Origin of the sequence: Marinomonas sargassi, assembly GCF_025716875.1 — a bacterium.
GTDB classification, from domain to species: Bacteria; Pseudomonadota; Gammaproteobacteria; order Pseudomonadales; family Marinomonadaceae; genus Marinomonas; species Marinomonas sargassi.
In genome coordinates this window covers 181,297-195,776 of sequence record NZ_JAOVZB010000003.1, presented here as the reverse complement: position 1 = coordinate 195,776, position 14,480 = coordinate 181,297, and the positions used below count along the sequence as shown (strand labels likewise).

Below are 14,480 nucleotides of genomic sequence, written 5' to 3'. Positions count from 1 at the left end.
CACAGGACTGTTATACCTCAAGCTTACGGTCTTCTAGTTGACCATTAAGCAGGTTTTTTCCTTTTGATTTTGGATAAGCGACATCAATTGACACCGCTCCCCCCTCACGCCAGACACTGATAATAGTATCCATATTTGCCGCCATAACAGCGCGTTTATCATCAGGAGCTGCAGCTATAACTTGCAGACCAATGTCTTTCATAAAACCCATACAAGTGGATGTTTTCACCATATCGATCTTATTAAAGGCTTCGTCAAACATGGCGAGGGAGAAACCACCAACAACTTCGCCTTCTGCAGTTTCATGTAAGCGATAGGTTGTTGATAATGCAGCTGCAATTGCCAAATAAAATGGTATCTGATGTTCACCACCAGAACCTGTTTGGATTCGTTGGCTTAAGGTTGTTTTCTTGTTACCAGCTGCATCCAAAATATCGACTTCAAAGTTATAAAACTTACGGTAGTCTGCAAGATCCTGTTGCTTCTCTTCATCAGAAATAAGTTCTTGAATGGCTGTTATCGCTCGAGCATGTTCTGGAGAGTCATTTAAATGAGGATCAAATAGCCCTCCAACGTTTGCTTGATCCTGCGCACTGAATCGCTCAACAAGATCCAGAATATCTTTCATATCGCCATTAGGGTAATAACGGAACTGATAAATTTCTTGGTTAAACGGTCGACGCTTAAGACTAGAGTTAAGCTCTCGAATAATGTGAGCCACTTGATCTAAAGAGTCTTTAAGTTTTGAAACATAATCAGATCTAAAGGTCTCTTCTGCCTCCCTACGTGCCAATTCCGCTCGCTTAGCATACTTAGCAAGCTCTGTTTCACCTAGCACTTCTATCTGATAAGCAACATATCGCTCAAACTCTTCAAACTTAGACTCGAGGTAGTCTAATTGAACATCATTGTCTAAATTGTCATGGTGATATTTTGCATAATGGTCGGCGACTTCTTTACGTACTTTCTGATCAAAGCTACGTGCCTTTTCACTGGCCTTCTCTGATCGGCTTATGGCTTCTTTGTAGATTGCTGCACCGTTAACCATGCTACTTTCTAGTAGTGCATATCGCTCACTGGCAAATTCTGCATCGTATTTCGGGTTGGATGTTAACTTGGTACGCTCCTCATCCAGTGCCGAAAGAGCATTGCTAAGCTGAGTTTTCTGCGTATTAAGTGCACCGAACTGCTCTGCAATTTGCTGACGTTCACGATCGCCTTTTTTCTGTTCTAGCTCAACATTACTAATACGTGCTTTTAACTCTTCGATGCGTTCTTGTAGGTCTGTATCGTCATGTTTCTGAAGCGCTGCCATTTCTTCTTCGACAGAAGAAAGTTCTTGAGTTAAACGCGTTAATGTATGACCTGCATTGTTTAATGAATCTGTATCAAGCTGATTGTTCGCCATGATACGACCGAGTAAAGAATCGGCTTGCTCAAGCTTTTGATCAGATTTTAAGAAACTCATTAGCTCACCGGAAAGCTGAGCTAATTGTTTTTCTCTGGACTCTCTCATGCCATCAGTGTTGATACCAACCATCATATGAGAGGTAAAACGAATCGTAGAAATTGTTCCAGAAAGTTTAAGCATGCCATCCGCAGTCATTGCGCTGTCTTCACGCAATAATTGACGCTCTGTATCTACAGGTTTAATACCACCTAGTCGACGATTCAAATAAGCTTGAGCATGATCATTATTACAACGTATATAACGCAATGCAGAATTATCGTTCCCTCTACTCAACCAAAGTCTAGTCTGAGTGGTATCAATAACCCGACAACCCATAAGCTGGCGTCTGTGTGCTCTGAAAATACGAATGGCTTCTTCTGCATCCTCAGGCTCGACAATGAGTGCTTCTCGTTGAGCCCCTAAGTAACCTTCAATAGCGTCTTGCCATTTACGATCAGTAACTTCAGCGAGATGGCTAAGAGGTGTCGCAGTAATGTTGGCATCTTTTAAAAGACTAATAAGTCGTTTGGTATTTTGCGATAAAGGACTAACACCACCTTTTAAGGAAGAAACATCAGACTCTAGCTGTTTACATTCATCCTTTAGATTCAAGATGCTACGGTTCAACTCTGTGCGCTGAGAGAAAAGCAACGATTTTTCTTTATCTAAAAGATCATTCAACTCACTAAGCTTTTGCGTCAGTGGTTTCAAATTTCCTAGTACTTGCCCGCTTTCACTGATTAAACCATGAAACTCAGATAATTCTTTAACTTGATTAACAACGTCTTTCGATAATAATTCTTCAAAGGAATATAAAGCGGACAACATTTGAATTAATTGACGAGCTTGCAAGACCGCTTTTTGGTCTTGCTGACCTTGCAAGGTCAAAAGCTTTTTATTCTGCTCTAACTGTTGAATCTTTAAACCAACATCAGAATGTTCGTACTGCTGCTCAAGTCGTAGTAATTGAGCTTGAAGTTGCTTTAATAAGCTAGCTTGTGTCGTTAGCTCTTCCTCGATCTCTTCTTCACGCTCTTTTTGTAGTTCATATTGATCTTGAATTTCGTCTTGCTTACTGCCTAACTCATCAAAACGAGCTTCTGTCGCGATCCATTGGTAATTAATAGCACTTTGTTCTTGTTGATGTTTTTTATCACAGTCAACTTGGATGACTTTTAGGTCATCAATACGCTTAGATACTTCAAGTGTTTTAGCTTCTAGGTGTCGATACTCATTCAAGGATTTTTGATAAGCCCCAACTTGCAAAGGGGCTTCAGCCAATACAAAATCTTGTACAAAGCGAGTTGGAGATGCGATTGGCACAAACTTCAGTGCATTCTTGAAGTTCTTTAAAAAACCATCCAAGGTGATGAGCTGATCTTCACTAGGGCTAAGTTCTTTAAGATAAGTATTAATATACTGAGTAGCAGAAGCACTGCCGGACTTAATGTAGGGGTCGAGACAGGCTTTTTTCATTGTCTCGCGAACTTCTACCCAAGGCTTAGCTTGATAGCTTTTTCCCGACATTTGATCGATATAATCTGTTTTCCTAGCACCATAATTAGGCAACACGAAACGACCTAATACCTGCTCTTCTGGCGACGCAAGGGAAGCACTTAAAGCCAAACCAACAGTAGACTCCGTACCAGACACGCTATCCTCAAAAACCAGCGCTAGGTAGCTGGTTGCATCTTGCCTTGGCTGTGTACCAAATACTTTGGCGTTGGCCTGTCCTGAATCTATCATACCTAGAATATAGGAGCGGATACTACGCCCACTAGCTTTACCGTCATTGGCGCTGGCGTTGTAATTAAGGTGACGCTTACTAGCACCTGTAAGTACGGTTTGAATGGCATCCAGTAAAGATGATTTACCTGAACCTGTTGGGCCTATGATGGCGGTGTTACCACGTATACTAATTTCTTCTGCACCAAGCAGGTACCAATTAACTAATACGATACGATTTAGCTTTTTCATATTTTGGCCTTAATCCTGTTCGGTTTCTGTCGTGTCTTCGATTTCTGCATCAATATCGTCATCTTCTGGATCAGCTCCATTGAAAGACTCTAACTGACGAAGGTAGGCTTCGGTTACTATGAGTCGTACTACAGGAGTGATATTGATCATCAAGTTTTTGCTGTCTTCTTCGTAAGCTTTACCGCGAATAATGACGCCATGGCGACTAAATAACGCCAAAATGTCTTTGAAGCGTGTCTCAGAAGGGATTTCACGTTTTACCAGCTGCACGTATCTATCTAAAATTGTGTGGGTATTTGTCGCCACAAAACCATTATCGACCTCAAAGTTTTCAATTTTTTCTTCGTATATTTGACGTAGTACTAGAAGGAACAAGGTATCTTCTGTTTTAAGTCGTACAAAGGCTTCTCTCTGCACAGGCAAAACACCAGCTAATCGCTCATTTTCATTGACATAAAGCTTTAAACCAAGGGCATCAAATAAGTTGTCAAAGTAATCTTGATAGGATTCAACGAGTAAATAGTGTTTTCGTTGACCATGCTTAAAAGCGCTGACAAATTGATTGGCAACAACAAAGTTTGCAGTCTGTTGGAATTCCTGGGCATCTTTGCCTGATTCCTCAACCACTTTTTTTAATTCTTTAAGCACTGGCCTTGCTCCTACGTACTACATTAAATTCACGACATTCAACAAACTCATGTACATCTAGATATTGGTTTGTGAAATGTATTTCAAAAGAGTCTTCTAATTTTTTGGCACTTACGCCAAGTGAACCGATATAACGCAAATGATCAAAGCAAACAAAGTCTTCTACAGATTCAATAGTAAAATCTAAAATATGCTTACTCTTGTCTGCTTGCATTTGCCTTTCTAAATAGGTCTGCATTTTAGGAACGGTAACTTGCCTTGCTTCATGGAAACGGCGTTGTAAATCACGTAACTTGATTGCATCTGCTGACACTTCAGAGGGGGTCATGACTCTAGGTGGTGGTGGCTCCCTGCGCTTCATAGGCTGTGCCGCTGAGGAGGCTCCGACAAAACGACTACCAAAGACGTTCTTTAAAACGGGCAAGTGTTCGAACTTAGCCACATCGGAAATGATACCTGCAACTTTATTGGCTAAACCTGGGCGGGAGTTGTCCATGTAACGGGCAGTATCGGCTGCACGTTTTTCTAATCGGTAACGGTATTCATCAATTCGTTCTAATCTTTGCTCAATATTACTGAATGTCTGAATAATATCTCGACAGTCTTTCTCAACCATAACTTGCGCTTCTTCAAGCGAAATTAACTGCTGATCCACATAACATTGAGCCACTTTATTTAGAGTATCAGTATCACTTAGAAACTCTTGTGTAAGCTCTAATATCTGGCGACGAAAGCGGAATGGGTTATTGCTCGTTTTGATGGTTTTGTAATCAGCGATCAAAATCCCTTCTACAAACAAATCAAAGAAGCCAGCAACAATGACTTTAGGATCGCGGCTGGCGAATAGCTCCCGCTGTAGGCTTCGAATACCTAGAAGAATTTGGTTGAGATGCGCAGAGAAGTCTCGTGATGCTTCCGCAGATTGTCGTAAAGTAACCCCACGTTCTGTTGGGTGTTTAGCCACTGCTTCTAAATTACTTAGAATACTAAGTACAGTTGCACCGTAATTACGCTTACCATGACGGCTAATTTCCACCAATGATCTCAGTAACATAGATATCTGTGGTGTCATCAGAACACTCACACGATATAACTCTTGTTCCTCAACCAGCCAACCTGTGTTAACTAAGCGGTGATAAATGCGCAATGCATAGTCGTGGATCGTTTTAGGGGAATCAAATGACTCTTTATGATCTTCGTGCCATGAAAAGGTATCCACTTTATGGAGAGTATCTTCGATAGACTCAATAATAGTGGATTTATCTTTAATTGGATCTTCTGCATGATCGTAAAAGACTTCAGCTAAGTCGGTTAAAACCGCTTCAATGAGTGCTCTATTTGAACCACTTAGCGCCTGAAATATTTCATCAGGAAGATGTCTAAACAGCATCCATTCGACTCCATAAACTCAAAATTAATACGACCATCTTAAGCTGAGCCTAGATGTTGTGCAATTGCTGTACGCATGGCGTTTTTTACCACTAAATCATCGCCAATTGGCGGAAGTAATTCTATGCTTAAATCATCTGTCTGTAATGCTTCTATTTGCGCAGGGACATCTTTTCTTAAATGTCTTCCCACCGCTAAGAACAAAGGTAATACAGCGACACTTCGAACATCCTTATCCAATGCTGCGACAGCATCTTCAAGAGTCGGTGTAGTAAGCTCCATATAAGCTAAACTAGATTTTTCTGCTCCATATATTTCAGTTACTTCATTGTATATGGATTCAAAAGGCTGTTTCCAGAGAGGGTCAGGACTTCCGTGTGCAAGAAGGATAATGTGGTCGTAATTTTTACTTAACATTGTAATGCCTTAAATTCTGGTTTCCTCATTTTAGCCATCCTCTTGAAGAAAAAGAAGATCTCGAACAAAAAACCTTCCAAATCCAAGGCCAAAACAAGAAAAGTGAAGAGAAAAAGGGTGGATTAGGAAGTAATTGATCTTGTTCTCTTTTTATTACGTATAACAATAAGATCCCGATTACTTTGAGGTTATAAAGATGAAAATTCTGATTTCTGGAGCAACTGGCTTTATTGGGCGTAATTTATTGGCTCATATGCAGTCAGACGAGTATGAAATATACGCACTAGTAAGGGAGCACTCTACCCTATTGGATAAGAGAATAATTCAGCTTGATATCACCTCATTGAGTGAACTTAATGTTGAACTTGATGTTTTTATCAATTTAGCGGGTGAAAATATAGCGAGCAAGCCTTGGAGCAAAAAGCGCAAACAAGTTTTGTATGAAAGTCGTGTTAGTTTAACCGACCAGATAAGAGAGGCACTGAAAGTCGCGCCTAAAAAAGTTATCTCTATGTCAGCAATTGGCTTTTATGGCTTAACAAAAGAAGGTGAATTTGATGAACAGACACCATCAACCCGAGGTTTTTGTTTTCAGCTCTGCCATAACTGGGAAAAAGCGGCTGAGCGCTTTAAAGATAATCAAACAAATGTGGTGATATTTCGCTTAGGAGTGGTGTTAGGAGATGGCGGCGCTTTGCAGAAAATGCGCCTACCCTTTCTAATGGGATTAGGAGGCCAAATAGCTGAAGGAGATCAATGGTTCTCATGGATTCATATTGAAGATGTCATCCGAGCCATATTGGATAGTATTAAGACAGACAGCTTAACAGGTACTTATAACCTTGTAGCTCCTCAATATATAACGCAAAAAGACTTCGCCACGACTTATGCAAAAGTACTAGGCCGACCAGCCGCCTTGAAAACACCGAGATTTCTATTGAAGTTACTGTTTGGGGAAATGGCGCAACTACTTACAGAAGGCCCTAAGGTATCATCAAAGAAATTAGAAGGGGCCGGGTTCGATTTTACCTTTACAACACTAGAAAGTGCACTGATAGATATAGAGAAAAGTGCTTAGCGCTTTTTGCGAAGAACGGGTAAGCCATTATTATCGTTTAATGTATTAGTGCAGTCAGGGTAACGTACACAGCCCCAAAAATAACCATTTTTACTTTTTTTACGAATCAAATAGTGGCCACAGGATCGGCATGGGTACTTCTTAGTACTAGAAGGCACGCCATTGTCATCTTCAACTGTGGTTTTACATTCAGGGTAGCTAGAACACCCCCAGAAGGCATTATCTTGATAAGTCTTACGCTTCATAGGTGATTGGCAGGTTGGGCAAAGGTAGCGTTTTGCTCGAACAGGCTTGCCCCCCTCGTCATTAGCTGTGTAATCACAACCTGGGTAGGCTTCACACCCCCAAAACTCACCTTTACTGCCCTGCTTTAAAACCAACAAACTTTCACATTTTGGGCATCGATAACGGATTTTTGCCGCTTTTATGTGAGCATCATCTTGCTCTAGAAACTCTTGCTCCCAGTTACTTGTTCGCGATGGTGTTTTAGGTTTTTCAGCCACTCTTTTATTTACTCTTTGTTAACCAAGAAGGCAGCTCTTGTATATCAGATAAGGTTTGTAGTTGTGGGTAATTTTCTAATACCTTGTTTTCAACCTCTTCATGTTCCCATGTACTATGGTAAGGGATATGTATCGCTTGCGCCCCCAAATCTAAAACTGGCAATATGTCTGATTTTAAAGAATTTCCGACCATTAAGAATGAGCTTTTATCTATGCCATTTCTTGTTAAAACTTGGTTGTATGACTCTGTTGTTTTATCACTAACGACTTCAAATGCATCAAAAAGACCAACTAAGCCAGAACGAGTAAATTTACTCTCTTGGTCTAATAAATCACCCTTGGTAATGACAATTAAACGGTAATCTTTTTTAAGCATTTTTAATGTTGTTTTAACATTGTCTAACAGCTCGATTGGAGTTGCCAGCATACGTCTTGCGAGCTCTATTATTTGGTGTACTTCACTGCCAACAATACGCCCTTCTGTTAATTCTATGGCCGTTTCTATCATAGACAGTGTGAAGCCTTTCACTCCATAGCCAAAATGTTTTAAATTCTTAACTTGTACTCCATTCAAATGGGAGCGAATAAAATTCTCATCATGGTAGGCTAAAAGCAATTTAATAAATTCATCCTGAGCATGGATAAAAATATCCTCGTTACGCCATAATGTGTCGTCTGCATCAAAAGCAATAGTAGATACCGTTTTATTAATCATTAGCTTTCCACTGTTGAGTGTTTTCTATAACTAGGCTTGTATATAAAGCGACATGATCATCTGAGTCGTTTAATGCGGGGACATAATCAAACGCTTCTCCGCCACTAGATTCAAACTCTTCCTTAAGCTCGATTTGAATTTCTTCTAAAGTTTCAATGCAATCCATACTAAAAGCCGGGCTAATGACATTAACTCTTTCTATACCTTTGCTTGGCATACTCTTTAACGTCGCATCGGCATAGGGCTTCAACCACTCTTCTCGCCCAAATCGTGATTGATAAACATGCGTCCAATCCGAGTCTTTAAGACCTAACTCCTTGGCGACCAACTGACTGGTTAATTCACATCGACTAGCATAAGGGTCCCCTTGGCTAACATAGCGTTTGGGTATGCCGTGATAAGAAAACACTAAATGCCTTTGCTCTGCTTGTTTTTCCCATTGGGCTCTAATCGAGTTTGCTAACGCTTTTATGTATAAAGGATGGTCTGCGTAATCTTGAGTAAGGTTAAGGGATGGCCAATGGGGGCACTTTTTCAACGATTTCATTAAACGATCGTAAGCTGCCGCAGTGGTAGTAGCAGAAAATTGAGGGTACATAGGTATCACAAGAATCTTATCTACCCTCTGCTTTCTCAGCTGATTTGCCGCACTTTCTACACTTGGATTACCGTATGTCATTGCTAGCTCAACAGGAATCGCTTGTTCGTCAGAGCTAGCTAAAGAATCAGAAAGTGCTTTTTTTAATCGGTTACTGAGCACCAATAAGGGTGAGCCTTCATCCATCCATACCTGTTGGTAGACTTTTGCTACCTTGCTTGGACGCAGGTTTAATATAATAAGGTTTAATATAGGGCGCCAAATTAGAGGGTTTAGATCCACTACTCGAGAGTCTGACAAAAACTCTTTAAGGAAGCGGCGAACAGCTTTCTTTTCGGGAGCGTCTGGTGTCCCTAAATTCATTAATAAAACACCATACTTCACATTTTCTTTCATTTTAAACCTTATAGCCCTATTCAAATGGCTTTTTAAATCAGAAAAACCTGAGCTGTAATCACAACCAAAGTCTAAATACAGTAAATACTAAAAACAGAACACAAGATATTATCAGAACATTTTTATCTAAATCATTGATTTGTCTACGGCATAATAAATAAGCAACACTGAAGCTGAGTCCCATTATAAGCGCTGAAGGTAAGTGTACTGCACCAGTGAATCCAAACAAATTATGTGTATCAAAGCCTTGAGCTGGAAACGCAAAACCGATAAGAGCTGCAATGGAGGTGAAAACAACAAAACCTCTAACAGTAGCTTCTTTATTATTTAGGTCTTTGCTTAAAAAAGAGAAAAGCGAATCACCTAAAACTCGACCACAACTCCCCGCTAGTAATGACACTCCCCCAACAAGCATTCCCACTAGCAGTGAGAAGCCTTTTGATGTTTTACGCACCTTATGAGTGATTAGATTACTCGATAGAAGAGCGTTATAAGTATAAATAATAACTAACAAGGAAAAGCATACTTTAAAGACAATAGGATTCATAAAAGATAGTACCTGCGCGCCAATGATTGCACCTAGGGCAATACCTGGTGAAAACTGCACAAGCATAGGAAAATCTATTGACTTACTTCTCATCGACTCTAGCCAAGTATAAATATGCATAGGTAGAAATGAGAAAATACTAGTTGCAACGACAGACAGAAGAGCATGCTCTAATGAAGTATTAAAAATTGGTAAGAAGAAATAGGCAGCTGAAATCGCAATAAAGGCAGGAGAAAAGTTTACTGCTTTACTTAGCACTCCAGCGACTATGCCAATAAGCATTAAAAATAACGTAAGCTCAATTGTCATAACTTTAAACTTAATATAAAAACAGTTTTGGTAAATTCATATAGAAACAAAAAAGCAGGCGCTAGCCTGCTTCCTTACACCAAAAAAGCCTATTATTCTTTATAAATAACCTGTCTCATTCTGTCTTGAATGACAGTGGCTAATTTATCTGGTTGGAATTTAGAAAGGAAATCGTCACAACCTACTTTTTGAACCATGGCCTTATTAAAGCTACCACTTAGAGATGTATGTAGAACAATATATATATCCTTTAGTCTTGGGTCATCGCGAATTTCACGAGTTAAGGTGTAACCGTCCATTTCAGGCATTTCGGCATCAGTGATCATCATGAGGAGCTTTTCTGGTACATTATCACCATCAGCTGCCCAATCTTTCAACATCTGCAGGCCTCTTTTTCCATCGGTTGCTTGATGGACTGTGATACCTAAAAAGTTCAGAGTTGATTCAACCTGAGACCGTGCGACTTTAGAGTCATCAACAATCAGGACTTCAAGACCCTTAGCAAGAGACAGTAGGTCTTTATCAATGACATCATCACTAATAGTGCCATCGTAGGGTGAAATTTCAGCGAGTATTTTCTCCACGTCAATGATTTCTACGATACGCTCATTTACACGCGTGATAGCCGTTAGATAATGCTGGCGTCCTGCTCCGTCAGGTGGCGGTAATATTTCGCTCCAGTACATATTAATAATGCGATCTACTTTTCCGACCATAAAGCCCTGAATAGTATTGTTGTACTCTGTAACAATAAGGTTACAAGGTTGAGAGCGATCAATTGGCTTCATGCCGATGGATTCAGAAAGATCTATAACTGGAATTGTTTTCCCCCTGAAGTGCGTCACACCAGCAACAGAAGGATGGCGATGAGGCATGAGGTTAAGCTTTGGCAGCTGAACAACTTCTTGAACTTTGAACACATTGATTGCAAACATTTGCATACCGCCTAAATGGAACATCAGCAGCTCCAAACGGTTTTCGCCAACCAAGTTAGTCCTTTGGTCTACAGCTTCTAACACGCTCGCCATATATCACTCCAAAATTTTCTACAATCTATTCAATTATTTATTATAACCATAACAGGATACTTCATCATATGGTATTCAGTTAAGTGTTACAGCATTTTTTTGTATTTTTCTAATACTGTAGAGAGTAAAAGGCCATGAATACTCATAATATTTATATCTTGGTGAGATATATAAATTATTAACGAGTAATAGAGAAATATAGTTAAACAATAAGCGCAGCAGACAAAACTCAATTCTGTGCGTAAAATCGTTCGCTTCTCACATTAATAATTAAGTATTTATATGATAGATATTGGCGTAAATGTTAACCCTACTTTTTTACTAGATGATCTAGATATACATCTAACAGAAATGTGTGAAGCAGGTGTAAAAGGCATGATTTGTATCGCTTCGGACTTAGAAGAAAGTATTCTAGTTCAGGAGACCTCTCTTCAGTATTTGAATGTGTGGAACACTATAGGTTGTCACCCCCATCAAGCTAAAACATTTCACGCAACCAGCAAAAAAGCCTTCTCTGAACTTATTTTTAAAAGACGCCCAGTTGCAATCGGCGAAACTGGCCTAGATTTTAACCGAAATTACTCTACACCAGAGGAACAGATTTATGCCTTTGAGCAACAAATTGAACTCGCTGCTGAGTTTGATTTACCGCTGTATCTGCATGAACGAGACGCCCATGACAGTATGATAAAAATTCTAAGCAAGCACTCTACTCTTGCAGAGAAATCAATCATTCACTGTTTTACTGGCAATGAAGATGAACTAAGTAACTACCTAGATCTTGGTCTTTCAATCGGTGTTACCGGTTGGGTATGCGATGAAAGGCGTGGTGCCGATTTACAAGCGTCAGTACCTAAAATTCCACTGGATAAACTCTTACTCGAGACAGACGCCCCATACTTATTACCAAGAAGTATTCGTCCAAGGCCTAAGAAAAATCATCCAAAATACTTACCTTGGGTTGCCGAAGAAGTAGCAAGATTAAAAGAAATGTCTGTAGAAGAGCTAAACAAGCAGGTACTTAAAAATACAGTTAACCTATTTAACTTAGAGTTAGCGAAATAATACTCTGAATGACAGTTATAACAGTGAAATCTGTTGTGAAAGAAGGCTGTCCATACTCACCCCAAAAAACGGCAATATGCTTTCGGCAATGGGCTGGAGCTGTTTTTCTATATAGTGCTCATAATCTAAATTAACGAGGTCTTCAGCGGTTTCATAGGGAATAACACCTGATATCTGATATAGGTAATACACCCTTTTTCGACCTTTATTAAATTCTAAAGGCAAGCCGCTTTCTGCTCGTTTTTGGTCAACAAGGGCAGCCGCCCTGACATGGGGCGGTTTATTTTTTGTATATGAGTCCAAAGGCCTACTAAGTTGCTTGCTATAAATTAACTGATCGTCATATTCACCTAAACGCAATTTATCTATAGTTCCTTGAATAAAGGCAACTGGGTTTTCGTCATTAAATACTTTTTCAAAGAGTGTCCTTTGAAATTGACGAGCAAAAGGAGTCCAATCACTTCTAGCAGCTTCTAAACCTTTGAAAACCAACTGACCATTAGAGCGGCCAGCATAACGTTTTTTACTGCCCTCCTCTTGACCTCGAATGGTCGGCATGAAGAAACGCTCATAGACACATTCAAACTCTAGCTCTAAATGAGATTCCAGATTGGCATAGTCACGACACCAATCTACAAGGCATTTATTAATTTTCTGGCAAAGCTCTTCACCCGTTTTTAACGGATCACTATGTGTGTCATCCAAAGTGACAAATAAAGAGTCTGTATCACCATAAATGACTTTAGTGCCGCTTTCTTCTAACCAACCTTTTGCTCTTGCTAATAACTCATGGCCGCGCATAGTAATCGAGCTGGCTAACTCTGCATGGTAAAAACGACACACGTTTGACCCAAGCACACCATAAAAAGAATTCATAATGATTTTAATAGCATAACTTAGGATACTGTTATCGTCTTTTTTTGCGCCTTCCCTTGCCTCTGCTAGCTCTCGAATCAATTCAGGCAAAATAGCCATGTGACGATTAAACTGAGCTCCAAGAAAACCGGGCACCATAGGATTAACACCAGAAGCATTGCCGCTTTCATTGATAGTAGCAGTTACCCGTGCAAGAGGATCAACGTAAAAGGTACGAATAATACTTGGATACAAGCTTTTAAAATCAAATACTAAAACGTTTTTATAAAGCCCTGGGATAGAAGACATAACAAAGCCACCGGGGCTTGCCACAAACTCTTCATCTCGCCAAGCAGGAGCAACCCACCCAGCCTTATGAAGCCGTGGTATGTAAAGGTTTTCAAATGATGCAACAGAGCCACCGGGCTGTTCAAAAGGAATACCAGTTAAATCCACCCTCGTCTGCTGTAACTCTATCAGTTGTAACTTTTCGAAAATGCGTAAAACCAAATCACAATCTTGCAGGTTGTAAGCGACAAAGGCTTGCAAGTCTTCTTGGTGTAAGCGCTCTATTTCTTGCCAGCGCTCTCCACCATGCAAAAGTTTACCGTCATCTAATATTTCTTTGCTGACATTGTTTAAGCTGTATGACTCAAAATGATACCCACCTACTTTGAGAAGCGTTATCCCATCCAAGGCAACTCGCCCGGGGATGCTTATAAAATAACGACCTTGATTTTCAGAAGCTCGAATATTCCAGCTTTCACCATGGTGACCAAACGCAGGTCGTATACCTAATACTTGGCAACGCTTATCGATAAAATGCAAATCAAAACTAATTAGATTCCAACCGATAAAAATATCTGGGGAGTGCTTTTTTACAAAAGCAATGAATGCCAATAACATTTCTTTTTCGGTCGCGAAACAGTGAATTTCATCGGATTCAATGTGTTGCTCGCTGACAATAAGGCACACTCGTAGGTCGTTCGATGTAACACCAATAGAAAGCAACTTATTGTGAGTAACCGATGTTTCTATATCGAGAGACCAAATAAGCCAATTGGGCAAATAATCACCAACAATAAGTCGAGCTTGCTGGAAGGTTTGCTGTGATGTATCAGGAATACCAATGAAGCGCACAGCACCACGAATATTCCTTTCCATCAAATAACGGTTATGGGGTTTAACGTCTTCTTCAAAAACTGAGTGACCATTCGCCTTGGCGAGCTTCACCATTTGTTGGTGGATAGTTAGGCTTTGACTCTGTATCAAAGTAACAGGATGGTTTTCGAAACTTTTAAAATGAGTAGAAGATACCGAGACTCCAGATAGCCCTGTAGGAAAACTATCTGGAGCGGCATCAGTAAAAAAGACACTATGCTGTTTGTCTGGAACGACTTTTACCGTCCCTTCAGGAGTTTTGATGAAAAGGCTCATTTCAATTCGCCCATTCACCTCTTTAGTGTGGCGACTGACAATGTAGCCACTTTTTTCAACAAACATTC

Annotated in this window: 12 protein-coding genes; 2 read left to right on the top strand and 10 right to left on the bottom strand. The window is 40.1% G+C overall.

All coding sequences use genetic code 11. The annotated features are described in order from the left end of the window. Window positions 1–10 precede the first annotated feature (10 nt). The 4 genes from OFY17_RS07785 to OFY17_RS07770 are packed head-to-tail and all read right to left on the bottom strand — an operon-like array spanning window position 11 to window position 5,881. Window positions 11–3,427 (bottom strand): SbcC/MukB-like Walker B domain-containing protein, encoded by a 3,417-nt coding sequence (locus OFY17_RS07785; protein ID WP_263530165.1) that lies wholly within the window; start codon window positions 3,425–3,427, stop codon window positions 11–13. A gap of 9 nt (window positions 3,428–3,436) precedes the next feature. After that, window positions 3,437–4,075 carry a DUF4194 domain-containing protein gene (locus OFY17_RS07780; protein ID WP_263530164.1) on the bottom strand — a complete coding sequence of 213 codons (639 nt, stop codon included), beginning with the start codon at window positions 4,073–4,075 and terminating at the stop codon, window positions 3,437–3,439. Beyond that, window positions 4,068–5,465, bottom strand: coding sequence for a Wadjet anti-phage system protein JetA family protein (locus OFY17_RS07775; RefSeq protein ID WP_263530163.1), 1,398 nt, complete (start codon window positions 5,463–5,465; stop codon window positions 4,068–4,070). The genes OFY17_RS07780 and OFY17_RS07775 overlap by 8 nt, the downstream gene beginning before the upstream one ends. Window positions 5,466–5,503: 38 nt before the next feature. Further along, entirely contained in the window at window positions 5,504–5,881 is a 378-nt protein-coding gene (locus OFY17_RS07770) for a sirohydrochlorin chelatase (RefSeq protein ID WP_263530162.1), read from the bottom strand. 196 nt (window positions 5,882–6,077) lie between these two features. On the opposite strand from OFY17_RS07770, the gene OFY17_RS07765 reads away from it, so the two are divergent. After that, on the top strand, window positions 6,078–6,959 hold the full coding sequence (locus tag OFY17_RS07765; protein ID WP_263530161.1) for a TIGR01777 family oxidoreductase: 882 nt from the start codon (window positions 6,078–6,080) through the stop codon (window positions 6,957–6,959). On the opposite strand, the gene OFY17_RS07760 is transcribed toward OFY17_RS07765, so the two are convergent. The 5 genes from OFY17_RS07760 to OFY17_RS07740 form a co-directional block, all read right to left on the bottom strand. Beyond that, window positions 6,956–7,462 (bottom strand): DNA topoisomerase family protein, encoded by a 507-nt coding sequence (locus OFY17_RS07760; RefSeq protein ID WP_263530160.1) that lies wholly within the window; start codon window positions 7,460–7,462, stop codon window positions 6,956–6,958. The two genes, OFY17_RS07765 and OFY17_RS07760, sit on opposite strands and share 4 nt — an antisense overlap. Before the next feature lie 4 nt (window positions 7,463–7,466). Further along, on the bottom strand, window positions 7,467–8,177 hold the full coding sequence (locus tag OFY17_RS07755) for an HAD family hydrolase (protein WP_263530159.1): 711 nt from the start codon (window positions 8,175–8,177) through the stop codon (window positions 7,467–7,469). Then, window positions 8,170–9,171 carry a ferrochelatase gene (gene hemH / locus OFY17_RS07750; protein ID WP_263530158.1) on the bottom strand — a complete coding sequence of 334 codons (1,002 nt, stop codon included), beginning with the start codon at window positions 9,169–9,171 and terminating at the stop codon, window positions 8,170–8,172. Before hemH ends, OFY17_RS07755 begins: the two co-directional genes overlap by 8 nt. Before the next feature lie 58 nt (window positions 9,172–9,229). Beyond that, entirely contained in the window at window positions 9,230–10,027 is a 798-nt protein-coding gene (locus OFY17_RS07745) for a sulfite exporter TauE/SafE family protein (RefSeq protein WP_263530157.1), read from the bottom strand. Between the two features lie 92 nt (window positions 10,028–10,119). Continuing rightward, window positions 10,120–11,055, bottom strand: coding sequence for a chemotaxis protein CheV (locus OFY17_RS07740; protein ID WP_263530156.1), 936 nt, complete (start codon window positions 11,053–11,055; stop codon window positions 10,120–10,122). A 282-nt stretch (window positions 11,056–11,337) separates the two neighbouring features. Between OFY17_RS07740 and OFY17_RS07735 the strand changes: the two genes are divergently transcribed. Next, entirely contained in the window at window positions 11,338–12,120 is a 783-nt protein-coding gene (locus OFY17_RS07735) for a TatD family hydrolase (RefSeq protein ID WP_263530155.1), read from the top strand. 15 nt (window positions 12,121–12,135) lie between these two features. On the opposite strand, the gene OFY17_RS07730 is transcribed toward OFY17_RS07735, so the two are convergent. Beyond that, on the bottom strand, window positions 12,136–14,478 hold the full coding sequence (locus OFY17_RS07730) for a DNA polymerase II (protein ID WP_263530154.1): 2,343 nt from the start codon (window positions 14,476–14,478) through the stop codon (window positions 12,136–12,138). Window positions 14,479–14,480: the final 2 nt, after the last annotated feature.